Source organism: Butyrivibrio sp. AE2032, assembly GCF_000702965.1.
On the sequence record NZ_JNLF01000003.1, the window covers coordinates 211,741 to 237,117 of the forward strand.

At 41.7% G+C, this 25,377-nt stretch carries 22 protein-coding genes; 1 reads left to right on the forward strand and 21 read right to left on the reverse strand.

Annotated features, from left to right (window positions below; genetic code table 11):
• Positions 1–84: 84 nt before the first annotated feature.
• The gene (locus BO18_RS02730; protein WP_034443388.1) at positions 85–1,806 is read right to left on the reverse strand and encodes a flagellar hook protein FlgE; all 1,722 of its coding nucleotides are present in this window, start codon (positions 1,804–1,806) and stop codon (positions 85–87) included.
• Between the two features lie 233 nt (positions 1,807–2,039).
• On the opposite strand from BO18_RS02730, the gene epsC reads away from it, so the two are divergent.
• On the forward strand, positions 2,040–2,945 hold the full coding sequence (epsC, locus tag BO18_RS02735; protein WP_034443390.1) for a serine O-acetyltransferase EpsC: 906 nt from the start codon (positions 2,040–2,042) through the stop codon (positions 2,943–2,945).
• A gap of 1 nt (position 2,946) precedes the next feature.
• Here epsC and BO18_RS02740 read toward each other — a convergent pair whose 3' ends face one another.
• The 20 genes from BO18_RS02740 to BO18_RS32340 all read right to left on the reverse strand — a co-directional run bounded on the left by BO18_RS02740 (position 2,947) and on the right by BO18_RS32340 (position 25,261).
• A complete protein-coding gene (locus BO18_RS02740) occupies positions 2,947–4,023 on the reverse strand; it encodes a tRNA dihydrouridine synthase (protein WP_034443392.1) in 1,077 nt (358 codons plus the stop codon).
• 6 nt (positions 4,024–4,029) lie between these two features.
• On the reverse strand, positions 4,030–4,857 hold the full coding sequence (locus BO18_RS02745) for an energy-coupling factor transporter transmembrane component T family protein (RefSeq protein WP_034443394.1): 828 nt from the start codon (positions 4,855–4,857) through the stop codon (positions 4,030–4,032).
• A complete protein-coding gene (locus BO18_RS02750; protein WP_034443396.1) occupies positions 4,850–6,580 on the reverse strand; it encodes an ABC transporter ATP-binding protein in 1,731 nt (576 codons plus the stop codon). Before BO18_RS02750 ends, BO18_RS02745 begins: the two co-directional genes overlap by 8 nt.
• A gap of 3 nt (positions 6,581–6,583) precedes the next feature.
• Complete coding sequence (locus tag BO18_RS02755; protein ID WP_034443398.1) at positions 6,584–7,135, reverse strand: ECF-type riboflavin transporter substrate-binding protein; 552 nt, start codon at positions 7,133–7,135, stop codon at positions 6,584–6,586.
• 26 nt (positions 7,136–7,161) lie between these two features.
• Positions 7,162–8,826: a GGDEF domain-containing phosphodiesterase gene (locus BO18_RS02760; protein WP_051688460.1), complete on the reverse strand. Its 1,665-nt coding sequence runs from the start codon at positions 8,824–8,826 to the stop codon at positions 7,162–7,164.
• Positions 8,827–8,878: 52 nt separating this feature from the next.
• A complete protein-coding gene (locus BO18_RS02765) occupies positions 8,879–9,547 on the reverse strand; it encodes a hypothetical protein (RefSeq protein ID WP_034443399.1) in 669 nt (222 codons plus the stop codon).
• Positions 9,548–9,764: 217 nt separating this feature from the next.
• Entirely contained in the window at positions 9,765–10,565 is an 801-nt protein-coding gene (locus BO18_RS02770; RefSeq protein ID WP_034443401.1) for a hypothetical protein, read from the reverse strand.
• Positions 10,566–11,139: 574 nt separating this feature from the next.
• Entirely contained in the window at positions 11,140–12,423 is a 1,284-nt protein-coding gene (gene ltrA, locus BO18_RS02780; protein WP_185752332.1) for a group II intron reverse transcriptase/maturase, read from the reverse strand.
• A 631-nt stretch (positions 12,424–13,054) separates the two neighbouring features.
• Positions 13,055–13,957 (reverse strand): Abi family protein, encoded by a 903-nt coding sequence (locus tag BO18_RS02785; protein WP_034443406.1) that lies wholly within the window; start codon positions 13,955–13,957, stop codon positions 13,055–13,057.
• Between the two features lie 140 nt (positions 13,958–14,097).
• Entirely contained in the window at positions 14,098–17,049 is a 2,952-nt protein-coding gene (locus BO18_RS02790) for a TOTE conflict system archaeo-eukaryotic primase domain-containing protein (RefSeq protein ID WP_034443408.1), read from the reverse strand.
• Positions 17,050–17,191: 142 nt separating this feature from the next.
• Positions 17,192–18,103 carry a hypothetical protein gene (locus BO18_RS02795; protein ID WP_034443410.1) on the reverse strand — a complete coding sequence of 304 codons (912 nt, stop codon included), beginning with the start codon at positions 18,101–18,103 and terminating at the stop codon, positions 17,192–17,194.
• A 127-nt stretch (positions 18,104–18,230) separates the two neighbouring features.
• Entirely contained in the window at positions 18,231–19,274 is a 1,044-nt protein-coding gene (locus tag BO18_RS02800) for a hypothetical protein (protein ID WP_034443412.1), read from the reverse strand.
• 107 nt (positions 19,275–19,381) lie between these two features.
• A complete protein-coding gene (locus BO18_RS34185) occupies positions 19,382–20,176 on the reverse strand; it encodes a hypothetical protein (RefSeq protein ID WP_242856504.1) in 795 nt (264 codons plus the stop codon).
• 38 nt (positions 20,177–20,214) lie between these two features.
• Positions 20,215–20,811 carry a hypothetical protein gene (locus BO18_RS02810; RefSeq protein ID WP_034443414.1) on the reverse strand — a complete coding sequence of 199 codons (597 nt, stop codon included), beginning with the start codon at positions 20,809–20,811 and terminating at the stop codon, positions 20,215–20,217.
• Positions 20,777–20,932 (reverse strand): hypothetical protein, encoded by a 156-nt coding sequence (locus BO18_RS34685; protein ID WP_185752333.1) that lies wholly within the window; start codon positions 20,930–20,932, stop codon positions 20,777–20,779. Before BO18_RS34685 ends, BO18_RS02810 begins: the two co-directional genes overlap by 35 nt.
• A 114-nt stretch (positions 20,933–21,046) precedes the next feature.
• Positions 21,047–21,685, reverse strand: a complete 639-nt coding sequence (locus tag BO18_RS02815) for a hypothetical protein (RefSeq protein ID WP_034443415.1) — start codon at positions 21,683–21,685, stop codon at positions 21,047–21,049.
• 219 nt (positions 21,686–21,904) lie between these two features.
• Complete coding sequence (locus BO18_RS02820; protein ID WP_034443417.1) at positions 21,905–22,753, reverse strand: hypothetical protein; 849 nt, start codon at positions 22,751–22,753, stop codon at positions 21,905–21,907.
• 149 nt (positions 22,754–22,902) lie between these two features.
• Positions 22,903–23,988 (reverse strand): M56 family metallopeptidase, encoded by a 1,086-nt coding sequence (locus tag BO18_RS02825; protein ID WP_185752334.1) that lies wholly within the window; start codon positions 23,986–23,988, stop codon positions 22,903–22,905.
• Between the two features lie 198 nt (positions 23,989–24,186).
• Positions 24,187–24,582: a BlaI/MecI/CopY family transcriptional regulator gene (locus tag BO18_RS02830; protein WP_026667539.1), complete on the reverse strand. Its 396-nt coding sequence runs from the start codon at positions 24,580–24,582 to the stop codon at positions 24,187–24,189.
• A gap of 106 nt (positions 24,583–24,688) precedes the next feature.
• Positions 24,689–25,261, reverse strand: a complete 573-nt coding sequence (locus BO18_RS32340; protein WP_051688461.1) for a hypothetical protein — start codon at positions 25,259–25,261, stop codon at positions 24,689–24,691.
• Positions 25,262–25,377 lie beyond the last annotated feature (116 nt).

Sequence of the window (25,377 nt, forward strand, 5' to 3'; positions counted from 1 at the left end):
TTTGTTCGCAGTTTCCATGAGGCACACATAAAAAATGGCCCCGGAAGTATACCGGAGCCAGTTAAAATTATTTTTATTTATTCTTTACCTCTTAAGACCTCTTAAAAGCTGTAGCATTTCATCAGAAGTTGTGATGACCTTACTGTTGGCCTGGAAGCCACGCTGTGTGGTGATCATGTCAGTAAACTCTTTTGCCAGATCTACGTTACTGCCCTCAAGGACGCCAGATGAAAGGTAGCCACCGTTTTCGTTAACATATCCCCACATAGGCTGTCCGGAGTTAAGGGAAGCTTTATACATATTGTTTCCAACCTTCTCAAGTCCCATGGCGTTATTGAATCGAGCAAAAATAAGCTGTGCAAGAACTTGGGATTCACCATTGCTGTAACGGCCATATATCGTGCCATCATCGGATATTGAAATGCCTGTCATATCTCCGGTTGGATATCCCTTATTAAGTCCCTCTGTATTTCCCTTATATCCATAGATAGTACTGAAGTGACCTCCACCAACTGTTGCATAGTTGTGAGTATTTGAAAAATCTACATACAGGTCACCAAGAACATCGGCATCTCCGGTAAAGTGATAGGTATATCCCTTCTTTCCGGGGACATTGATATATACTTCAGAAAAATCGATTGTGGTGGTTCCCAGATCAAACTTTTTATCTACTGTACCATCTTCGTTATAGGAAACCGCATCTTCAAAATCAAAAATAACCTCTGATATAGCCTCTCCGTTGATTGTTAGTAATGTTCCTGTGTCATCATCAAAATTGAATGAAGCCTTTTTATCCTCAAAATCAATTCTGTTGCCATATTTATCAGTTATGTAATCAATGGAGAAATCATAGTCACATTCAGGATCGCTGCTGGTTGGAACAGAGAAATGAAGAGTATAAGTCTCTCCGTCTTTTCCGGTAACTGTTCTAGTAAAGTCGCCCACAACAAACGGTCCAGCCATTACGAAATTATTTTCAACAACCACACCTTGATCATCAGTAACAGGTATAGCATTTGTAAAAATAGTTATTCGCTTCGATGATATTCCTTCCAGAGTTCCATCATGCCTATTATATGTAAGTATCAAGGAGTCATTACCAATGTTATCTAATTTGTTACCATTTTCATCCAGTACTTTTGAAAGATCCAACTGGTATGTGCTGTCATCATTATCTTCTGCGTCAGTAAGATTGTAGACTATTGTATACTCTTTTCCATCATTCCCATAAACATTGAGCCTTAAGTCTTTTCCCTCTACAAGGTCTTCATCATCCTTATCTATGTTACCTTTAAAATAAGCCTCACCAGTGGCTGTTCCAGGCATAACTTTTGTTTTGTCTGAAATAATAGCGCCTCCGCCTGCAATACCTACTCCCGCCACAAAGCCAAGATAATAACCGTCATTCTGAGTAACAAGATTTCCACTGCCGTCTATTGTCAAAGCGCCGTCTCTTGTAAACATCCAATTATCTGTGCCCGGAGCCTCGGAAACTGCAAAAAATGCATCACCAGTGATCATTAAGTCAAACACATTGTTCGTTGTAATCGCAGATCCCTGAGAAGTAATATTTGTATAAATGGATCCCATTCTTGTTCCAAGTCCAACCTGAGATTTATTGGTTGTACCTGTTGTCTGAGTAGCCCCAGCCCCTTCACGGACCGTCTGATACATGACATCCTTAAAGCCTGTTGCCTGTGATTTATATGACGTTGTATTAACATTGGCAATGTTGTTACCAATGACATCCATTTCCATCTGATGGGTCTTTAAACCGGAAACTCCGGACCAGAGTGATCTCATCATAGTACACGTACCTCCAATACTTCCAAAGGCTCTTTTCCCAATAAGTACATCCGTGTACGATATGGCAAGATCCATTTGCCGGAAAAGAAATTTGCATAGATATAGAGTTATCTAACTACTTTATCGGCATGGCTCTTTAAATTATTTAGCTCGATACGAAAATTTTTTTCACTATAATGCAGAATATAGAGTATAATCAAAAAAACGGCTAAAAGACTAGGAGTAAAGCTTCTATGGATTTCAAAAAGAACAATAATTCACCGGAATTAAAAAATGAGATAAAAGACATTGTGGGCCTGATCCTTACGGATTACGAGAATGGCCGTGATGTGGACCAGATGGATGTCTACAACCAGCCTGACAGAGACGCGGTAAAAGACATTGTCATCAAGCTTATCCGCATTATCTACCCAGGTTATTACAGGGATAAGGTTTACAAGAGTTACAACGACAACAACAGGATAGCGGTTGTTATAGAAGATGTTATCTACAATCTTCAGAAACAGATTGCTATAGCCTTCCACCACAGTCCGGATTTTGCAAATACCACAGATGAGACATTAGACTGCGGAGCAAGGTGCATCACACATGAGTTTTTCAAGCAGCTTCCAAAGATCCGTGAGTACTGCGATAGTGATCTTCAGGCCTGCTATGAAGGAGACCCGGCTGCTTACAGTAAGGGGGAGATCATCCTCTCCTATCCGGGGCTTACAGCTTCCACCATCAACAGGATTGCCCACGAGCTGTATATGCTTAAAGTGCCGCTTATTCCTCGAATGATGACTGAGTATGCACATTCCAAGACCGGAATCGATATTCATCCCGGTGCTACCCTTGGTAAGTACCTGATGATCGACCACGGTACAGGCATTGTTATCGGCGAGACCTCAGTGATCGGTGAGCACGTTAAGATCTACCAGGGCGTTACCATCGGTGGTCTTTCAACCAGAGGTGGTCAGTCCCTTAAAGGTGTTAAGCGTCATCCCACCATCGAAGATAATGTTACCATCTACTCAGGAGCTTCTATCCTGGGCGGCGAAACAGTTATCGGAGAAGGCTCAGTTATCGGCGCTAACGCATTCATCACATCTTCTGTACCAGCCGGCAGCCGTGTCAGCATGAAACAGAATTGCCCATAAATCAAACAAATTCACACTCAGCAAATATGCGATTCACCGCAGCTTGGTATTCATCCTTGCTGCGGCTTTTTCTTATGTTCTTAAGGCATTTGTCGCAGTCCCTAAAGTGAACATGAAGAAAAGCCCAGTGCTCCAGCATCTTAAAGATAACGTTCCTATCTTCAGGGATATATTCAGAGTATGCATCGTAGAGTTTTCTAAGGTACTTCTTTAATTCATCGGGCTGCAATTTCTCTCCGCCCTTCAGTTCCCTCACCAGCGCCGGATTCGCCATAAGGCCACGTCCGATCATGATGGAGGATATTGATTCGCTGTCTGCCCCATTATCCGGACCAATTACATCAAGAAGCTTTTGAAGGGAATCAGTTGAATCCACATTTCCGTTGTAGCAAACAGATGCTTGTCCACCGCTCTCACGATAAACCAGCAGCGCACGTTTAAAGTCCTCAAAGCGCGGTGTTCCTGCGTAGTAGTCTTCCCGTACCCTTGCGTGGATCGTTAGCTCTTTTACCGGGTACTTAGCATAGACCTTCATGAGCGCATCTGCTTCTGAAGGGTCAGAAAAGCCAAGGCGGGTCTTAAGAGAAACTTCTGGATAAATATCACTTCCCAGATCAGCAAGGTTCTCTTCATCCCGGCGCTTATTAAAGGGCTTGCCACCAACGATAGCACCCTCCTGCACTGCCTCAAATATCTCAGCAAGCATCTTGTCCAGGTACTCCACATCCTGAAGAAGCCCGGCGCCCTTGTGCCTGTTCACCACCGTCGGGGCAGGACATCCAAGATTTAAATTAACACCCTTATATCCCAGTTTTTTCATCTCTCTTGCAGCCCACAGGAAGTTCTCGGCATTTCCCGCCATGATCTGTGGCTCTATCTGAGTGCTGTAATCTTCAAACAGGGGAGAGTTCTTTTCAGGCAGCACGTCTTTCTTTTCCCTGTTCTTGAAATGAAAAGTGGACGCAGCAGTAAGAAACGGGGTGTAGTACTTGTCTACCCCCGCCCCAAAAACTTCTCTATGTACATTTCTCAAAGGATAGAGAGTTATCCCCTCCATCGGCGCATAATAGTAATTCATTGTCCCTCACACAAATGGGTTAAAAAATCTGTTTCCGTCATGATATGTAATGATCATGGATTCAATAAAGAATACCACAATAAAGGCAAGGACTGCAAAGTCAGCAGTTTTTAGTGGTCGCCTGGAGTACCAGGAACGTTTCTTTTTCTTACCAAAACCTCGAAGCTCCATGGCGTTACTTACAACATCTATCCTCTCCATTGATGAAAACAGAAGCGGGAAAATGATGCTTGCCGTGTTCTTCATTCTCTCCATGAGCCTTCCCTTGGAACTCATTTCGATCCCCCTGGCTTCCTGGGCATTCTTGATCTTCCTGAATTCGTCCTGTACATCCGGGATGTAGCGAAGGGCAATCTCCAGAGAATAAGCAATTGAATAGGGCACGCCAACGCCATTTAGGGAGGCGGCCAACTCGCTCGGGTCCGTTGTTACCAGGAAGATAAATACCGCAGGGATAACCGTGAAGTACTTAATAAACACGTTGAATTCGTAAAAGAGCTGTTCCTGCGTAAGATACACGTTTCCAAAAAGATGCGCGATCTCAGTCCTGGAGCCATATATCTGGCAGCCCTGGTAGGGGGCAAAAAAGAAAATTGCCAGAAGATTTATGATCATAAATATCATAACTGCCGTAAATACCGCGCTCACCTGCTTCCACCTGGTGTCGGAAACCTTGTAGATCACAAAGCCAATGACAAGCATGCAAAGAAGTATCCTGGTGTCAAAGGTCAGGGCACTTGCAGTGCACCATATCAAAAAGAAAACAAGCTTGGTGAAGCCACTCAACTTGTGAATTGGCGTATTCTTTTGTTCATAGGATATCAGTTTACTCATCTATTTTTGCCACCCTGTTCTTCCTGTCATGATCTATAAATCTGGCAGCAAATTCGCTTGGATCATCAATTCCGCATTTAAGTGCCAGATCATAAAGAGATGTTCTCTTAAGATAAGCCCTATCGCACACCCCCTGATCAGTAAGAACCTCTGAAGGAGCAGCATCCATAAGGAGCTTTCCATCTGTCAAAACCAGAGTCCTGTCAGTGTACTCCAGCATAAGATGCATGTCATGGGTTATCATCACTATGGTCACAGGAAGGGTCTTTCTGATGTTCACAAGGAACTCCATAATCTCTGTGTAGTGCATGTAATCCTGGCCTGCAGTAGGCTCATCCAGAATCAGTATGTCGGGATTCATGATAAGGATTGAAGCAATGGACACTCTCTTTTTCTGACCAAAGGAAAGTGCTGACACAGGCCAGTTCCTGAAGGGATAAAGCCCACAGATCTTCAGTATCTCTTTTGCCCTGTACTCCACTTCTGAGTGTGGAACGCCCCTCACAGCAAGGCCGAGCCCTACTTCTTCCATGATCATAGGCTTACTTATCATCTGATTGGGGCTTTGCATAACATAGCCGATACTCTCGCCCCTCTCCTTGATTGACAGGGATGAAATATCATTGCCACCAAGCTTTATCACGCCCTTATCAGGCTTGTTAAAGCCACAGATAAGAGAGGCAAGCGTTGATTTGCCAGCACCGTTCTTGCCTACAAGGGCCACCATCTCTCCTCTTTTTATATTAAAAGATACATCGGATAATATCTGCTTCTTACCGTCATAGCTGAAGCTAAGGCCTTCTACGGACAAAAGAGATTCACCCGTGCTTACACCCTTATGAACCGGCATATGATGGTACCACTTCTGAACTGTTTCCTTGTAGGGTTCCACGTTCATGATCTCAATGTGCTGTGGCTTCGTGTCCGGAGTTATCTTCGCTCCTGCAGCCTTGAGTGCAGCAATATAAAGAGGCTCTCTAATGCCATTGTCTATAAGAAGATCTGAGCAGAGCAGTTCATCCGGCGTCTTGTCAGCGATGATACGTCCGCCGTCCATAAGTACTACCCTGTCCACATCTCTATATAGTACATCTTCAAGCCTGTGCTCGATAATGATGACAGTAAGGTCCTCTTTTTTCATAAGCTCGTCGATCAGGGCGATAGTTCTTTTGCCTGTGGCAGGATCAAGATTTGCCAGTGGCTCATCAAAAAGAAGCACCTTAACATTGCAGGCAAGAACTCCTGCAAGGGACACTCTCTGCTTCTGGCCTCCGGAAAGCTCTCCCGGGGCGTTGCCCAGAAGGTCAGTTAGTTCCAGCCTTGATGCAACGCTGTCCACCTTCTCGTACATTTCTTTTTGTGGTGTATTCTCGTTCTCAAGAGCAAAGGCAATGTCCTCTGCTACAGTCAGCGCGATGAACTGGCCATCTGTATCCTGAAGAACCGTACCCACAATCTTGGACATACCAAAAACTCCGAGCTTTGAGGGTTCCTGCCCGTCAACTCGGAGTGTTCCGCTCATATCCCCCGTAAAAGAACAGGGGATAAGAGCATTTAAACAATGTGCAAGTGTTGATTTGCCTGATCCGGACTGTCCGGCTATCAGGACCTTTTCTCCGGGATAGATCTTAAGGTTTATGTCCTTCAAGGTCGGCTCCTGCTGAGCTCTATACTTAAAAGAGACATTCTCAAAATCTATTATCGGATTGTTTCTGTTCTCCAACCTTTATTCCTCCACCTTAAGGTCTGATGAACTTCCTGCAATCCTGCTGTAAGCTACAAGAAGAAGTGAGCCCAGAACTCCGATTGCGATAATGTTAAGAATGAAAGCAACTGCGCCCTGTGAAAATACCTTGTCTGAAGGCTCTGCGTAGATAAGGATGTCAAGAACAGGAGCAACTACAATCCAAGCAACTGCATTTGCAACAACCTGAACCACATTGAAAATGATCAGGTTCTTTCCGCTTGCAAAGCCGCCTTCCTTAACAGCAAACTTCTTTGCAAAGAAACCGATGGCAAGTCCTACAACTGCCTCTGGGAAAACCCAGCTCCACCATACAGATCCATAAAAGAATGCATCACCAAGTGCATGTCCTGCGAATCCAACAACCGCTCCCACGATAGGACCGAATACTGCGGCCAGAAAAGCAAGGATGGCCATTCTTGGCTGGATAGCTGTGTTAGGAACAACAAACACAGGAATCTGTACATTTGTCAGAACTACAAAAAGTGCAGTTCCGATACCCATAGCAACAACTTCTTTAATACCGATCTTCATACCTCTTCTCCTCCAATAATTTATAATTATTTATTTTTATACAGTTCTTCAAATTGGTCAATAGGCATTGGCTTTGCAAAATAGAAGCCCTGGAACATGGTACAGCCCATTCCTGTCAGGAAATCCAGCTGGTCCTGGGTCTCTACTCCCTCTGTTATGACTCTCATCCCCAGTTCATGAGCCATATCCACAGTGTAGTTAAGGATTACCTGAGCTCTCTTTTGATTATCAGTCTTCCTAAGGAAGCCCATGTCGATTTTAAGGACATCTGCATTGATATCCTTAAGCATATTCAGCGATGAATAACCCGATCCAAAGTCGTCGATTTCAACAAGGAAGCCACACTTCTGGAGCTCCAATATAAGTTTTGCACATTTGTTCACATCAGAGGTCACAGCTGTTTCCGTAATCTCGATGTTAAAGGACTTGGGATCGATGTGGTACTTTTCAGTCAGCTCCGTGAACTCTTTCTTGATGTCCAGGTAGTAAAGGTCTTTTGGAGAGACATTCACAGAAATGGAGACATCTTCCCACTGGGTTCCTTTCCAGTTCGCCAGCTGTTTCGCTGCCAGTTCCCAGATATACCGATCCAGTTTGTAGATAAGATCTGATCTCTCCAGTACATCAATGAAAACGCCCGGTTGGATGATACCATTTTCCGGATGAATCCATCTGGCAAGAGCCTCTGCACCAAAGATCTTTCCATCAGCATAGACCTGAGGCTGAAGATAGATTCCAAACTGTCTGTTTATGATAGCGAAGTCGAAGCTGGATAAAATCTCTTTTTCCAAAAGAGCATGCACCAGCATTTCATCGCTGTACCAGGCAATCTCGCATACCCCGTCCTTCTTGATGGACTTGCAGGCCATGTAGGCCCTGTCACACATAAGGGTTATGTCCATTTTAGGATCGATGATTTCATAGACGCCCACCTGGATGTGCAGTGAATAGGACTTGCTGGTCACCTTTCCGGCAATCTCCCTTACAAGCTTCTTAAAGCTCTTTTCATCGAAGCGCTCCTTGGGCATGCAAAGGGCGAAGTGATCGCTGTTGATCCTGCCATAAACATCATCATCCTTGGCATTCTGGATCATCATCTCACCAATATTGATAAGGATTCCGTTGCCCCTGTCCAGGCCAAAGAGCTGGTTGAAGAGCTTGAAGTCCTTGATGTTCGAATAAAGAAGAAGGTAGGTTTTGTCTGTGTCACGAAGGAGGCTCTCCGTCGCCTGGGTAAAGCCCTCCTTGTTATAGAGAGTGGTCAGCTCGTCGTGGGTAAGCCTGTACTGCTCTCCTGTTCCGTTCTCAACGATGTCAGACAGATTCTGGATCGTGTACATATAACCTACGACCTTGCCATCACTCCCCATCAGTATATGGTAGCGAACCTTGAATAGTCTTTCCTTGTCACGATTTTCGAAAAGTCTGCACCAGGAGGCGGTGCTGGGTTCGATTCCCTGACTGGTCATCCAGCTTGAGAAGGCTTTGTACAGCTCCTGTAGATCTTCACGGGAATGGAACATGGTGAAGGCATGACGATTTGCATAGACGCACTCCCTCTTTTTGTTCAGGAAAATGACGCCCATGCCCATATGTTGAACACCATAATTAAGAAGCCTGCCTATTTCACATGGCTCGGCTTTCTCATTAAGGTAGTATGTGTTTGTACCAAAAACCTCCCTCACATCCATATACTAATTTTACTGTTTTTATGTAATAAAAGCTATTATTATTTAGTAGAAATTAGTCCTGATTTTTTCTGTTTGTTCGTCTGTCGATATGCCACCAGATTGCAACCAGCAATACTATTGCACCAATAAACAAATATTGAGGTTTTATGTGGGTTTTGACTGGATTTTGTGTCAGGGCTTCACTTCTGTCCTGATAAACCATAAGGATTGTTGACAGATCGTGGACATCAACAGAGAGCGTATCAGCCTCATGATCCACGTCCTCCACCAATTCGCACACTCCCATGTAACTTTTTATCAAATAGTAATCTCTGTCCTGAGCTATCAGGTACAAGGGCACATCAACCTGAATCTCCACATCCTCAGAGAAGCTGTCAAATGGGATTTCCTGCTCAGAATTAATTGACTTAGTGGCTGTCACCTCGTAGTACATCCCCTCATGAAGAGTTCCCTTAGTAGCTTCAGCCTCATTTATTGCATCCTTGATAAGAGACTCAAGCCCCTTATCCTCCAGCTCCTCCACCATCACAAAATCAAGCTTCATCCGTGCGGAGGCGCCACTGCTTATAGTTTCAAGTTCTTTCTCGGAAAATGTGGCCTGAACGGCCTTTTGATAATCACCAAATCTAATATTGGGAGCAGCAACTTCCGTCTCACTGTCAGAATTCATTACCACTGTAACTATGCCTTTTCCATAAGAAATCTGCGTGGCCTCGTTCATAAATCTCTCCCCTGATCGGTGTCATTAATTCATGTATTAATTATGGCATATTTAGTGATGTTGGACAATATGGGATAGGCAAGTTAACTATGATAAAAACTGAGATCACAGAACGCCATCCTTGCAGCTCATAAATCAGAATGCTGTGTACTCGTCACCGATGGCGATTGACTCATGAGCAACTGGTGGCAGCGGAAATCTCCGTTGTTTCCCTAAACTACGTCAGAAACACTCTTGCTTTTTCATCTACAACTTTTACATCTAAGGGGCGCTCTTGCGTTTCAAGGGTTATGATGAGATTCTTCCCAAGTATCAAACCACACTCCTCATAGTCCAGTATCTTCTCGAAATTTCTGGAAGCATATCCTTCCTGTTCGATAAGCCCCAGATGCTCCCAATACATCGTTTTATTCAATCTAACATTGAGTATTCCAAAGTCAGGATACACGCGCTTTCCACTTTTTAATCTTATCTCCGGTTCACACACATAGGGGATTCCCTTGTTGTAAAAGTAATCCGCCAGGATCTTTTCTGACTTCGAACGGACAAGTTCTCCCCTTAGTGTAGGGAATTCATACTTTCTCTCATATGAATTCTGGTTACCCTTGTGGGTGGCGTACCAATTGTTAATGATCATTTCTCTTGTGGGGCGAATGGGAGTGACAAATTCCCTGCGACCATCGCGAAGATTTTCATAAAGATCATCTATGCTATCAGCATCATACTTACCATTAAACTTCTCCAGCCTGTTTATCATATCCTTCAGAAGATTATGTACCTTTTCATCGTACTCTCTCTGTACCAAGAGTCTTATCCTACTAATATCAATCTTGGAGATGTATTGTTCTTTTTCCTCGCCTTCTTTTCTGAAGTGATACTGGAAATGCCCTCTGCTTTTGGACACACGAATGCTCCCTTTTTCAAGGCCTTTGTATGTCTTCTCTCTGTTGGCAGCTTTCTTTTCAAGTTGTCTCAGTTCCTCCAACTGCTTGTTTAATTCATCTTTGTAACTAATCATGTTTCCCTTCCTGTCAATTTATCTTTGCTAATATACAGTCAAAATGATTAAAACCGTGTCCACTTCATGGGTATCACTTGGCTCATTTCAATCCCGTATTTACGTCTTTTTTTACGTTTTTGTTCCTGCGGATGCTTAAAAATAAAATCGCAACGTCTGGATTTTCGTTTTCTTTTCCTAAGACGTATAGATGCGTTGATTATTGTGACATTCATATAAACTCTGTACTGCTCATTTTCATATTTTTCGATTCTAGCAGTAATAAATGGCATTAAAGAATCATTAAAGACTCCACTATAGCCTCGCTAGTACTAATTCTTACTGCTATTTCCTTGAAAAGTGGAATTGAGACGTTGTCATAGATTTTGACGACATCTTTTTTGAACAAAACTGAAATAAAGACGTAAATCCCTATGTCGAGCCAACGAACCAGTACGGGTCTGGGGACAGTTCTCGATAAATAGTTCCTTCAGGAACCACTTTATGCGATAAATCGAGTAGTAGGAGGCGGTCAATGACCGCCGACCTCTCACACCACCGTGCGTACCGTTCGGTACACGGCGGTTCAATCAACTTAACAAGTGACACACCTTTCGGTGTAGTAATCTAACATTGAGACTAATCCAAATGAGGTTAGTCTCTTCGTACTTATAGCGTTCTGTACCCATCCATTATGGGCAAGCCTTGCATATCTATCGCCGCAGTAGGCTATATTATATGCCGCCCATTTTGGCACATTTAGTTTCATAAGGTTCTTTGCTCTATTCTGTGGAGTTTTCCAGTGTTTCCAGATGCACATACGAAGCCTGTACCTGATGTTGCCATCAAGTACTCTGCAAAGTTTCTTCATACTACCTATCTTGAAGTAGTTAATCCAACCTCTGATAAGTTGATTGAGTCTCTCAATTTTGTATCTGTTGCTCACACCCCAACTTCGACAGGTGAGTTCTTTCATTCTTTTCTTTAACCTCGCTACTGACTTTGCATGTGGTTTAGCCTTAAATTGATGTGCTCTTGAATCGAAGTAGAAGCCAAAGCCGAGATATTTAAGTCCCGTTGGTCTATCTACCTTACTTTTGGTCACGTTGACCTTCAGTCCAAGTTTCTCCTCTATGAATCGTGTGATGTTTCTCATGACTCTGTTCGCAGACATTTCACTTCCGACCATAATGATGCAGTCGTCCGCGTATCGTACAAAGTTAAGACCACGCTTTTCCATTTCTTTATCAAGTTCATTGAGCATGATGTTTGCCAGTAGTGGCGAGAGGTTTCCACCTTGTGGCGTACCCACTATGGAATCCTCGTATTCATCGTCAATCATGATTCCGCTGACAAGGTATTTTCTCACAATGGAGATAACATCCCCGTCCTTGATAGTTCTACCAATGATTGTCATCAGCTTGTCGTGATTAACTGTGTCAAAGAACTTTTCCAAGTCAATGTCTACAATCCAATCATTGCCGTCATTCATCATATCTAGCGCCGTTAGGATTGCCTGTTGTGCACATCTATTAGGTCTAAATCCATAACTGTGGTCATGGAATTGCTCCTCATAGATGGGTGTGAGCACCTGTGCTATGGCTTGTTGTATGAATCTGTCTGTTACTGTTGGTACTCCTAGGTTTCTGACACCGCCATCTGGCTTAGGTATCTCCACTCTTCGTACTGGCTGAGGTTTGTACTTTCTTGCCCTCAGCTGTTCCTTGATGTTTTCACCGTTCTTTTCAAGATGTTCTTTGAGTTCCGTGTACTTCATTCCGTCCACGCCCTCTGCACCTTTGTTTCGAACGACTTGCAGATACGCTCTGTTGAGGTTATCACTGGATAGTATCTGCTCCATTAGACTACTTGTGTCCATGCGTTCTTTCCTTTCCGCCTCGCTTGAATTGACCATCCTTTACCCGATTGGTTACGGCAGATGTTGTCTCCTCTGCAATGCGAGACATACTCAAACTTATTGATTGTTCACCCCTTTGCTCCGTCGTCTTTCGAGGACTTCTACGCTACTATGGGCTCGGCTGACTTCTCACAGTTCGTTGTTACTAGGCAAATGGAGCCTCCATGAGATCTCCACGCTTAAGGTGCACGCTCTTTCTCTCCATATATCCGCCACATTTACTCTGCTACTACAAAAGTGATAGTTATTAGACTTCGTTGTATTCAGCCAACTCATCTCTCATAGCCTAGCCTTATATGTGATTTCTGTCCGTCGAACCGGAGATTTGCTTACAGCTTCCTTCAGATTCCACCTCACGATGGACACCCTTGCTGTTCGGCTATACACTTCCCACTATCTGGGCGTGTTCGGGACTTTCACCCGTTAGAGCGCGCCCATGGCGCGCAAACTGAAATAGAAAAACCGCTCAACTGAGCGGTTCTTCTAAATCGGAGTGACGTGATTCGAACACGATTGAAATTTCTCAAAAGCCACATGGAAAGGAGGTTTGACAACACCGACTGACCGAAAGGTCAAACTATAGGTCAAACATTTACTTACTATTATCAGAATCATTTGATGACTCAAGATACGCTTTCCAATCTTTGGGAAATCCCATAGTACTAATATCTACATCAGCATATTTTCTTATCAAGTTATCAATGTCAGTAATTAACTGATTCCAATGATCATCTTTTTCTATCAGATGACTGATACATAATAATACCGCAAATAGCCTGTTATTCTCTATCCCAGCCTCTGTATACTGTTTGTAAAGCATAGGACGTTTAGTAAGCTTAGCATTATAAAGGCGTCCATAATGAGCACAAATATTTCTAACATAAGCAATTGATTCAATCCAGCTTTCGTAATAGGTATATCCTACTCCAAAGCTTTTTGATATTGCCTTCTTATCTTGATTCTGCATATTTTTGAAAAACTTTGAAAGTGTTCCAAAACTACATATTTCAACAAGCGCATACATTGGTAAATCGCCACCTTCATAATTTTCCCTAAAGTTCTTTACAAATGGTGCGCGCTTATTTCTCTCAATCTCCTCAGTTACATCTGCCAAAAATTGTCTATGATAAACCTCTTCTGCAAAATTGTCTTTGTTTTTATATCCGAGAACACCGTATTTTTCTGAAACATAATTTGCTATACGGCATCTTGCATTAACTTCTATTCTTTCTATAACCGGAAATAACAACTGTCTTAGATTCGCATTAAAAAGATAAAGATCTACAATATGATCAAATGTAATTCCTTTAAAGTAATTACCATTGTGAGGTTTAAGATTCAAGCTATATGCTTTTATCAATCTGAAATATGAAATATCATTAAGAAGTTTTCTTGCACGAGCTTCATCATCTACTACCAATCCGAGAGCTTTCAGATTGTTGATTTGCTCATCGATTGTCATAGGTTTCTGATGCTTTTTTAACTGTTCTGGCATATATTGTCCTTCTCTAAAATAAAATGACCCGACGTGGTCCGCATCATAATGAGAGGCGTGTCGGGTTCTGTTAGGATTATTATATTAACAGTCCACAATGCTGTCAATATATTTAACAAGAACATACCATGTTTTATTATTCACTTCTCCCTCAGCATATAATCTGATATTTCAAGCAATTCGTCTGCAGCCTGAGTGTTTTCAATTCTTATCAGGTTATCTCCACCATATGAATTTCCAAGCAAATTCATTCCGCCATGCCAAACAATAGTCTTATCGATAACAGCATAGCATTCAGAATACTCATTAGTTATCCTTACCACTATACCTGCCCTTTTTATATCATCGATAAGAAGTTTTAGCTCAATAGTATCCTCATATCCTACAACTTCAGGATTCATTGTTATTAAAGTTACAACTACACCGGATTCTTGCCTTGATTTCAAAAGAGCTATTGCTTTTGATACTTTGTACCTTGTTAGCCTTGGACTCGATATCACAACCTCACTATTTGCCTCCACAAGATCTCTAAAGAATGTTTCCTCATAATCCCTTCTGTCAAATATGGTATTAGCAACTTGCTTTTCAGTCAGATCACCCGAGACAATCTTATATCCCAATTCCTTATATGTCCGTAACCTATTCCTATACTGTCGATCAAAGAATCTTATATGTGAATCCACATAATCATATACGATTACATCCTTCTTCCCTTCATACACACGATGAAGTCTGCCCACATACTGGGTTAATCTGCCTTCAAATTTAACAGGTGCTGCAAGCATTAAAGTATCAAGTCTCGGGAAATTGAAGCCCTCACCAACTTTTGACGATGTAGCAATCAATACAAGGCTCTCATTTTCAGGGGTACTTAACATTTTCTCACGAATCAGCTCATTTTCTTTTTTGCTATTATCACCATAAATAACAAAAACATGATCTGCTTTACCTTGTAGTTTTTCTTTTAATATATCTACATGCTTTTTTAACTTAGTTAATACCAAAGGAGTTCTGCCAGCACCAACAGCCAATTCTACATCACTAACTATCTGAGCATTTCTTACCTCATTCTCTATAATTAAACTATCTGCCTTGTTTATATCCAGCTTTTCACCAGTAATATTGAGCACCCTCGTGAATCTTGGTTTCAACAATCTGCCAATTTTCTGCTCATCCGCCTGTTGTTTGGCTGTATACTGATGCCTCTTTGGACCAAGCATCATAAACACAATATCATCGAGTTTATCGCTTCTTCCAGGTGTCGCAGACAGTCCATAAACATATTTTGCCCTAACACGGTTAAGTACCGCCTGTGCCTGCGCTGATGCAGCATGATGGCATTCGTCAAAAATGACCATTCCATAAGAGTCAATATTCTCAAAGAATTCTCCTTTATGATATGCTGAGCCAACTAAAGCAAGGTCAATGATACCTGTCGATTTATCATTTCCAGCTTGCAACGTACCGATAACACTATCCCTGATCTTTTCTTTTCCTGTCTTTGTGTAATATTTAGGCTGTTGCTCATCAATTATAAGAAATCTCTCCAATTCCTCTTTCCACTGAGATATCAAATCAACATTCTGAAGAAGAATAAGCGTATTTACTTTTTTCTTTGAAATCAAATACGCAGCTAAAACTGTTTTTCCGAATGCTGTCGCTGCACTAAGAACGCCATTATCATACTTTTCAAGTTTTTGGGCCGCATATTCCTGTTGTTCCTTAAGCATCCCATTAAAAGAAACCCTGATAGGCCTACCAAATTGACGTTTATCTATAATGTCGCATTTTATACCTGCCGACCTACATTTTTCTTCTATATTTTCAAGGATTCCTCTGGGCAATCTTATATAGCCTTCTGACTCCTCCCATAATGAAATCTGCCTGAAGTTATAATAATTTGATTTCCCAAGTCTTTTCATTTCATAAAACTTAGGATTATCAATGGTTGCAATCCCCTTTATCTGATTCTGAATTCTCACTAGTAGATTCAAAGCATCAATATATACTCCGTCATCTAACACAATATGCATTTCATTACCGATGACATCTGAAGTCACAAAACCATCATCCCTTTTCCATGGGCGAAGTTGCCCCTGCGCGTATTTTGTATTTGAACCATTCTGAATCTTTTCTGTATTCCATCTCTGGATAAATGCCTCTATTTCGGATTCCGAAATTTTCTTGATTCTACTCAGCTTGTCCCACTGGTCGGGATATGCATTCCAATTTTCATCAATAAAAGCACTATTTCCGTTCTGTATTGCCCTTCCCTGCAATGGTAAAGCCACAAGATTGCCTATTTTACTAAGTACATCTTGTGATGGATACATTCGGTCATAATACTTAAATGCAGGCATATTAACTGATAATGCACCATCATCCAACAATGCAAATCCAAAATTTCTCGCCAATGAAGCTTGAATTGGCTTGCTAAAAAATAACCATATATGCGCACCTTTCCCAGATCTTGACCTTTCAACAAGTGCATCAATACCATTTTTATCGCAAATCTTCCTTAAAGCATCAACCTCACTTTTCCACAAATCATCTGTGTTGGCATAATCATTTTTGTATGAATCTTTTTCATGATTATCAAAGTCAAACACCAAAAATCTACATGTGTTATCAGTAAATAAAGGATATGTTCCGATAACATCGTCACATTCAGCGCTATTCCCGATTAGATGCCGTTTTATATCTTTCAATTCCAAACTTTTCCATGATCTATAAGGACAATCTTCATCACAAAAAGTTTTAGAATCATTATTCTTTGGACATATCCTATTCCACCTATTATCACACTGTGGAAAGTAGCCTCCCTTTTTCCCTCTCTTAGCATAAACATCTTCCCTGCCATGAAACATGTAAAAAAAGAACTTAGCCATATGATCAGTTATTGGATACTTTATGATACGCGCTCCCTGATCTGGATCATATACGTCGCTGCTCTCTATATCCTCTTCAAAGGCATTTTCTACTTCAAAGGCAATTCCATTACTTGACAACAAAGACTTCAAATGAATGTTTTCTTCCTGCAAATCTCTTATTATTTTTCTTAATGTATTCAGATCATGTGATTCTAGTTGCATAGCATTTCCCCATTTATGTTAGTTTACGCATTTCCACGTCATTATAACATTCCATGACCACAAACAAAAAGAAGAGAAGCAAAGGATTTCCTGCTTCTCTCTGAATATACCCGTATAAAATCTGTTTCAGTATATAACTCTGCTATCTAACCAACTTGTCTGCATATTCGATAAGTTTAAGAAAGTCGCTTATATCCTTAGAAAGTGTATCATCCAAGTTCGCCTTAAGCACATCTGGGTATTGTGCATTATAAGCAGGTCTCATCATATCTTCATACGAAGCCATTAACTTGTTGACAGCATTTTTGTCTGAAATATCTGTGTTTCTGATGTTGTCACGGATGTTTGCAATAAGATCCCGGTTTGTTGCAATATCTGTGCTTGCATACTCATTAGTTGATTTTCTTACTTCATTTGGCACATGAACCTCAATGCCAAAATATTTTCCGGATTCAGGATCATCATTAGTCTTAGTTTTCTTATTTGCCAGCATCCTTTCCTGAGTTCTGATCAGATTATTATTGTAGTCTTTCATAGCCTTGCTAATAGCTTTGGCCTGATCATCATTAAAGCCTTCGTAAGCACGGTTATCAACAACCTTCTGCGCTACTTCCATCTTTGCATAATCTCTGTAACTGAGATATCCATTCTTTAACTGACTTCCGATACCTGTTATCAGATCTCTTGCAGCAGATAACTCCTCATCATTAAAAGAAGCTCCGCCAATTTTATATACACCCTCTGCATTTTTGCTTACCGGTATGTCTTTTTCATATAACGCGCTGACAGGATGATTATTCCAGGAATCTCTTACTTTTTCCAATTCTTCAGCGCCTAAAGCAGAAATAGACAAAGTAGCTGCCGTATCTGAGAAAGCAGTATTTATGTTAGATTTATCACTTAGTTTATCGGCGACAGCGTTCTGTAAGCCACTGCTCTCATCCTTGTTCACAGACTTTGACTGCACCTCGTCACGCTGCAACTTTGCAGCATATATTTCCTGACTAATGTCTTTTACCTGTCTATTCACTGAAGTTATATTGATTCCTGCCATAATCATCTACCTCCTTGTACATGATTTGTGAATATCACAAGGGTTTCTCTTTTTCCTTTCGGCATCAATCCTTTATCAGATAATACTAATGTCACCAATAACATCATCTATGTCATGAATAGCCTTCTTATATCTGACTGTCAACAGCGCTGCCCTTAACATCATTTGAAAGTAAGCTCAGCTTATTGAGGATATTCGTAATTTCAGAATTAACAGCATTCTGCGTATCTTCCATAGATGCACTCTCAGAAATAATAGTTCTCTGGGCATCCTCTGCTCCCATGCTGTCAGCTTCTGCACGTTCTCTTCTTGCAATAGCCCGTTTGGTATCAGCACTGGTTCTTTGGCTCTCTGCTGCGTGTTCCTTGATATTCTCTATCATTTCCTGCTGCATAGCTTCTTTTTCGAGTTTCTTTGCTTCTTCCTTCTTCTCTTCTTTCTTCTTTTCGGCAGCTTCTTTGGCTTCTTCCTCGCGTTCCTTCTGCTCTTCGTCTACATGCTCAACCGCTTCCTGCGTCAAAAGAGCTATAGCCTCTTCGCCCGCTGCTTCCATAATATCTTCAGCTTCATCCTGAGCTTTCAGCATATCCTGTGACTTAGCTCGTTCTCTTTTCATATCTGCAAAACCCTGAACATTTCCCATCTGCTGAGCTTTTGCCCTGTCTATATCAAGTGAATTCTGCTGATTTGCTGCCACATAGTAAAGTGCTTTTTGATGATACTCCGACATTTTGCTTTTTTCTTCATCAGATAAGCCATCCTTGGAATTATTCATCTTAAAAGCAAGTTTTGAAAGCTCATTATTCTCTTCGCTGTCCGGATCAATTCCATATGCTTCCTGGAGTTCTTTTAACCTGGCATCATTCTCCAGTGTATCCGCAGTCTTTTCGTTGATCTCGTCCTGAAGGCGCTTTATCTCATCTTTAATAGACTGCATCTGTGCATCCAGCTTCTTCTCTCCGCCAAATGCATCGGAAACCACCTTGAGTGCCTGTTTTCTGGCTAGGCCCTGCCTCTGCTGGACAAGGCTTTCACCCTTCAGATTGGCACCTGATACTGAGGACAAATTGCCGCTCTTATGTGCAGTTTTACCTGCCCCAGTAGTCGACTGGGCATTATTCTGATTTTGGAAAGGATTTATTTGAACATCCGTGTTCTGTTGTATCCTCATAAAGCACCTCCACTTATGGCAAAACTGATACTATCTTGTATCATTCATAATTATGGTCATCTATATGTATATCGGCAAAAATGATTCTTTATTAAAGCCTGAATAGCTCACTCTTTTTTATCAATATTTGACGGCAGAATTGATGGCAGCACATCTGAATAATTTCCAGTGCTCGTATACGTGCCACCAGCTCTTGCTGCGGCGTTTGTCATGGACTGCGCCTTGTCGTAAACCTTTGATGCAAAAGAGTTATAACCTGTAAATACACTCTTCAAAGTACTGATATCCGCCTTTTTAAGGGCATCCTCATCAAGCTCAAGCTTATTATCAGCACCTACCGATATACCGGCACGTTCCAAAAGTCTTTCTGTAGACTTTGTGGTCTTGGTCATCCATGCAGCATTTCTTAAAACATCCTTGGTGTTCGAATTACCGGCACTCTCAATAGTTTTGTTGTAATTATCAACAAATGACTTTACAGCCTTGGTAATTGAATCCCAGTCATAATCTTCTTTTGTAGTCTCTTCGCCCGTCTTCTCATCTTTGGTCTTGATCTGTTTCTTTTCCCAAAGAGAGTCCTTCATAAGAGCACTTGCGGACTTTGCCAGAGTACCTGCTGCACTTCCCATGGAAGTAAGTTTTGCAGATGAATCCCTGCCTGATGAAGCACCATCAGCCTTCTGCTTGGCATAATAGGCCTTAACAAGTTTCCCATAGGATCCATTCTTTATACCGGCGTAATCTGAGAGGTTTATTCCACCCATGATGCCATTGTTATTGCTGTTCCCTGAATTGATACTTAACCCAGCCAGGAACGAACTGGCATTTTGGTTATATGCACTATAATCGTTATCTGCGCTGTCATAATAGTTGCTCTGTGAATATCCTCTGATTGTTGACATATATCCACCCTCCTTTGCTATTACCCGGAATCCATTCCTTAAATGTGGTAATCAATATGCCTGTATTTTTCAGGCAACGCTTTATCAACCGGCATGTTGTTTAGTTCCTTCGCCTGTGCTATTGCAGCGGCATCGGATTCAGCAATTGCTTCATCTGATAACGCCTCAAGATTCTCTTCATTAAGCTCTGCCATGTCCTCTGCCATTTCGGTAAGTTCTTCAAGCTGATCCTCAAGTTCATCCATGACCTCAGAAAGAATACCTTTATCCTTATCGATACCGGTTGCTTCCTCGATCATTTCTTCACGATGCTCTTCCGGAGTCTTTGGAGCCATCTTCTCAGCTTCTTCAGCAATCTTTTCACCACGTTCTCTGGCCTCATCCAATATATGGAACATCTGAGAGTTGTTATATGAGGCTTTAGCTGCATCAATCTGGTCATCATACTGCTGGAACATATCGAGCTTTCTCTGGATATCCTCAAGAGAATTGCTTTTTATGTTCTTGAGGTTTTCCTTCTGCTTTTCAAAAAAGGCTATCTGATTATCACGCTTGGCCTGTCTTTCCATTCGGTCCTGCGTTGCTTTGCTCATAGGTCTGTTAAGAAGATTTAACCCTTGCATGTTTATATTCATAGGCGTTCTCCAATATTCTCTGAAGCTCTTCAAACTGCTCCATCGTGAGATCAACGTGCTTTTCTTTGATAGGACTTGGATCTAATAGTTCCCTAATAAATGTTTTAAGACCATCTGCCATTACCACCAGCCCCCTTATTATGATCAAACCACCGGTTGTTTAGAGTTGAGCAGAGCACTTAGCGAAGTACTTTTGAGCTTAGTGCGAGCCATGCAAGTTCACTTAGCGAGGTTCTTACGAGCTTAGTGAAGCTTGCTGATAATAATCCTCAAACAGCTTATTGGCTGCATTTATAGTCTCTTTGCATATAGCCGGAAGTTCACGTTCCCAGGTCTTAGTAGCCTGCTTGAATCCCTTTTCCATGGCTTTCTGCATTTCTTTCATCTTGTCTACATCATCTCCTGCAAGGGCTGCAGCAAAATCAAACAATCTTTGGGATGTCTGCTTTACACCGTAGTATCCGTCTTCCGAAATATCGTTCTGTGCCTGCGCTCTTGTAGCCGCATCAACCTTGATATTTCCACCAGCAAGCTGTTGCCACATGCTGTTTCCTGTAGCTTTGCCATATGCACCTACCTGTCCCTGCAGAGTTTTCTGAACTATAGTCATCAGCTGGTTTCTCTGTTGTTCCTCTGCTGCTTTCATCTGCTGAACAATAGCTGCTCTGTCAGTAGCTGATTTCTTATAGATTGCCTTGGAATCATCTTCCTTACTGCTCTTTTCTGTGACTGTCATCTCATATACAGCACCCTGCTGGTTTACCGCAGATTCCTTCTTTTCATCTTTCTCATCGTTCTTTGCCCAGCTAGGCTCAGCATTATTAACGCCTGCATAGTTGTAGTTCCCATAGTTTGTGTTAATCCCGATACTCATAATGTAATTCCACCTCCGTTTCACTTCGGATACAGTCTTACTAAGCTCGCAATGCTCGCTAAGTGCGACTAGCATCCTTTTATTAACATTTGTTAGCAGTATCTGTTAAAATAAAGAGCCCTAAAGGCTCGTTGCGCCCGAGCGGATTGCGCAAGCAATAATTTTCCTTACCACGAGGTGCGCATCCTCAGCGGAGCGACGTGATTATCGAAGATAATCTCAAACTTCAACATCAAATGATCCACCCGTTTCCACCGACATACTTTGCGATGATGTGGTGGTTACTGGCATATCCATTCCTCCAAGTGACAACGATACTCCGCAGTCATATCCTCCAGCTAATGAGGCTTTTCCAGCGTTTTCCTTTTCCGATTGTAATCTGTCAAACAAGGCTTTCAGATATTTTAGGTCAGCTTTCAGAATGTCCCTTGCTTCATCCGATCTGTGTTTCACTTTAAGCTGCTCCAGATCTTCCGGTGTCATAGATCCGGAAAGAGCTTCTGCCATCTCATCCAGATCCTCATCAAGCTCAGCTGTTTCTTCTGCCATCTCCATCATATCCTCAGCAGCCATCTCCAACTTTTCCATGAGAGCTTCAAACTCTTCCTGTTCCAGCTCTTTAATCTCTTCCTCAGAAGCCTCTTCCTCAATGTTTTCTTCAGGTTCAACAGGCATTTCTTCTTCGCTCTTCATACTCCTTTCTGCCTGTTCTTCCATCTTCAGATTCTTTTTTTTCTTGTCACAGGCACGCTGGACCATTTCCGCATGAAGTATAGCCCTTAGGATTTCTTCTTCATCATAGTCGCCGTTCTTTAGCTGCTTACGCAAAAGACCTATCTTCATCCTTATGCTCGTTGATACCTGTGCTGCTTTTCCTGAAGTCTTAGCAGCAAGCACCTGTGACGAGACCTGTTTGAAACTGTAAAGAGCTGCCTTTTTCTTTTTTCCGGTCTGTTTGGTAGGCTTGCAGATTCCTATGGTTCCAACATGATTGCCATAAACATCATAAAGTTTTTTTCTGTAATGCGTTGTATTTCCGCTTACATTTACTTCCCATCCGCCATTCACAGCATTATCACCTCCTATTCGCAGCAAGCTGCTCATAGGATTCGGAGCAATAATGAAATTTTCTTCGCAAAGATTGCTCCTCACTCCTGAATCATATTCTCACGAAATGTGCAGTAAATGCACATTTCTGTTGCTCACACATCCTTTTGTCATAGCCACATGATAATGCGGTCCCAAATATCCATATCAGTATGATTACCCAGCTTTATAATTCCATCATGTATTTCTTTTGCATTTATCTCTGCCCAACCACCACCGCCGCCGATTCCAGGGATCTTATAGTATCCGCCTGATGAAATGTAAAACCATCCATCAGCCTCTTTTGCCTCAGGATACTGTTCCAAAAGTGCTTTCCCATCAACATAGATATAGTCTTCATCAAAATCAACTACAACTGTTTTGTCAGTATCTGCATAGATTTTCTGGTTATTTCCCGTATAGCAAATACTGCTTATTATTCCCAGATTATTAATTCTTTTATATGAATTGGCTTTAATGATTCCCACAGAAGCCACCACCAAAATCATTATAGTAACTACCCCAATGGTCAGAATCTTTGGATTGTAGACTTTTCTGGCAACAATCCTTTCCAATCTCTTTTTCAGGATTGTATAACTGTCATCCCATGCAAAAGACATTCCGCCCTCACATCCAAGCTTTTTTCTTGTCTGCATCATATTCCTGGCGCAGCCTAAGATTGTCTCGCCATAATCACATGCATCAATTCCGCTTCTCTGGATTGTAACTGTGTCGCAGATGTCCTCCAGATCTCTTTTTAAAAAACTTACGCAAATATGCAGAAATACATTAGGCCATAGCAAAACACGAAAGATGTCATATGCCAGAAGTATCCAAAGATGTCCGAGCATAATGTGCGTCTCTTCATGCTTTATGACAACCCCAGCTTCATCTGATGAAATGCTTTCAGGGATAACAATTACAGGTCTTATGCATCCAGTGCAAAAAGATGACAGTTCACCGGGGAACACCTTGATAACATATTTTGAACTGTACTCTTCGGAATCATAAAAACGCTTTACTGAATCAGTAAGCTTTTTTCTTCTCCACCAAAATTTGAATCCCAATGCCAATATTACAATGATGTAAAGTATGCCTATCCATGTGTGCCTTACACATAGATCATGCCACCAAAGCATCAGATATAAACCGGCCTTAGTCTCATAGTAAACATGAAGCTTCCCGCAAAAAATAACAGGAATCAATAGACACCACAAAGCAGCCTTCCCAAAAACGCTCTTAGAAAACAGCGTGCTCCGCAGAATCATAATGATTCCCAAAACAAAAATCGATATAATCGCACAAAAACCAAGTATGGTCGCGAAATAGACACATACAAATTCTAAAAATCCATATAGCTTATTAAAGAATAACAGCATTCCCTGCATAACTGCTCCTTTGCTCATCCGTGAGACTCATTTATTCTTTTTTGCCTTAGCTATTAGGTTTTCCAGTTCCTTTATCTGTTCTTCAGATAGATTTTCTTTATCTAATACTGCAAATGCAGCTGAAAGCCTGTTGCCTTCAAAATAGCTTTCAACAAAAGCACTGCTCTTTGCCTTTTGGCACTCCTCTCTTCCTCTTGCAGCTGTATAGTGATAAACCCTGCTGTCATCAGGATCCACGGTATATGTAAGCATTCCCTTCTTGCAAAGTCTGTTTATCAGGACCCTTACCATTCTCTGTGTCATCTTGGAAGATTTCGGAAGCCTGTCTGTTATCTCAGCAGATGTAAGGTCATGGCCGCATCTCCACAGTACCTCCATGATCATCCATTCGCTTTCACTTGGAAGCATCTCTTCTCTTGGCATAATGTACCTCCCGCATGTGCTTAATCAGATTATTTCTCTATTTATAGGATAACACATGAAATAACAAACATTAATTATAAACGCAAATTAATAAACATTTAAGATTTTAAGTCTTTATATCCACGCTATGATTTACAGAAATGCTGGCAGAGACCTCTGATGGTGTTGTTGGAGCAACTCTTTCATCAATGTGAGGAACACTGGTATTATAAGTTGATGCAGACTTAGTTTTAACTTCTACACCGGCAACAGTAATCTGTTTTTCTTCGCCTTCACCCGGAATCTGAACATTTCCTGAAGCCTTTTCAGCGATCTGTTCCTGAAGCTGTTCGGCCTGCTCTCTTCTTTCGGCACGTTTCTTCTCGCGCTGCTTTTCAATACGTTCATTCTGCTTTTGTTCTTCAGCATCTGCTTTGGCTGCTTCGTTCATATTGCTGTTAAGCTCATATAGCTGTGACATTTCCTGCTGGCCTATTTCAGTAGCTTTTTTCTGTATGTGCTCCAGTTCTTCTTTCTTTTTAGTAACATCTCCACCTCTACCAGAATCCTGCTTAATCTCAGCTTCAAGCACTCCGGCCTTGCCTTCCATCTGTGACTTTATTGCATGCTGAGCCTTAACCTGTTTTATGGAGCTGCTGGCAGATATAAGTGATCTTGTCATTACATTTGATAAAGCCATTTGCCTACCTCCGTGTATTATGCTTCTATCCATAAAGTGCCTAAAAATATGTATCGTTTCCCTTACATCTTATTTATCGGATAACAATTGTTAATAGTTAATAGGTGTTATCAAAC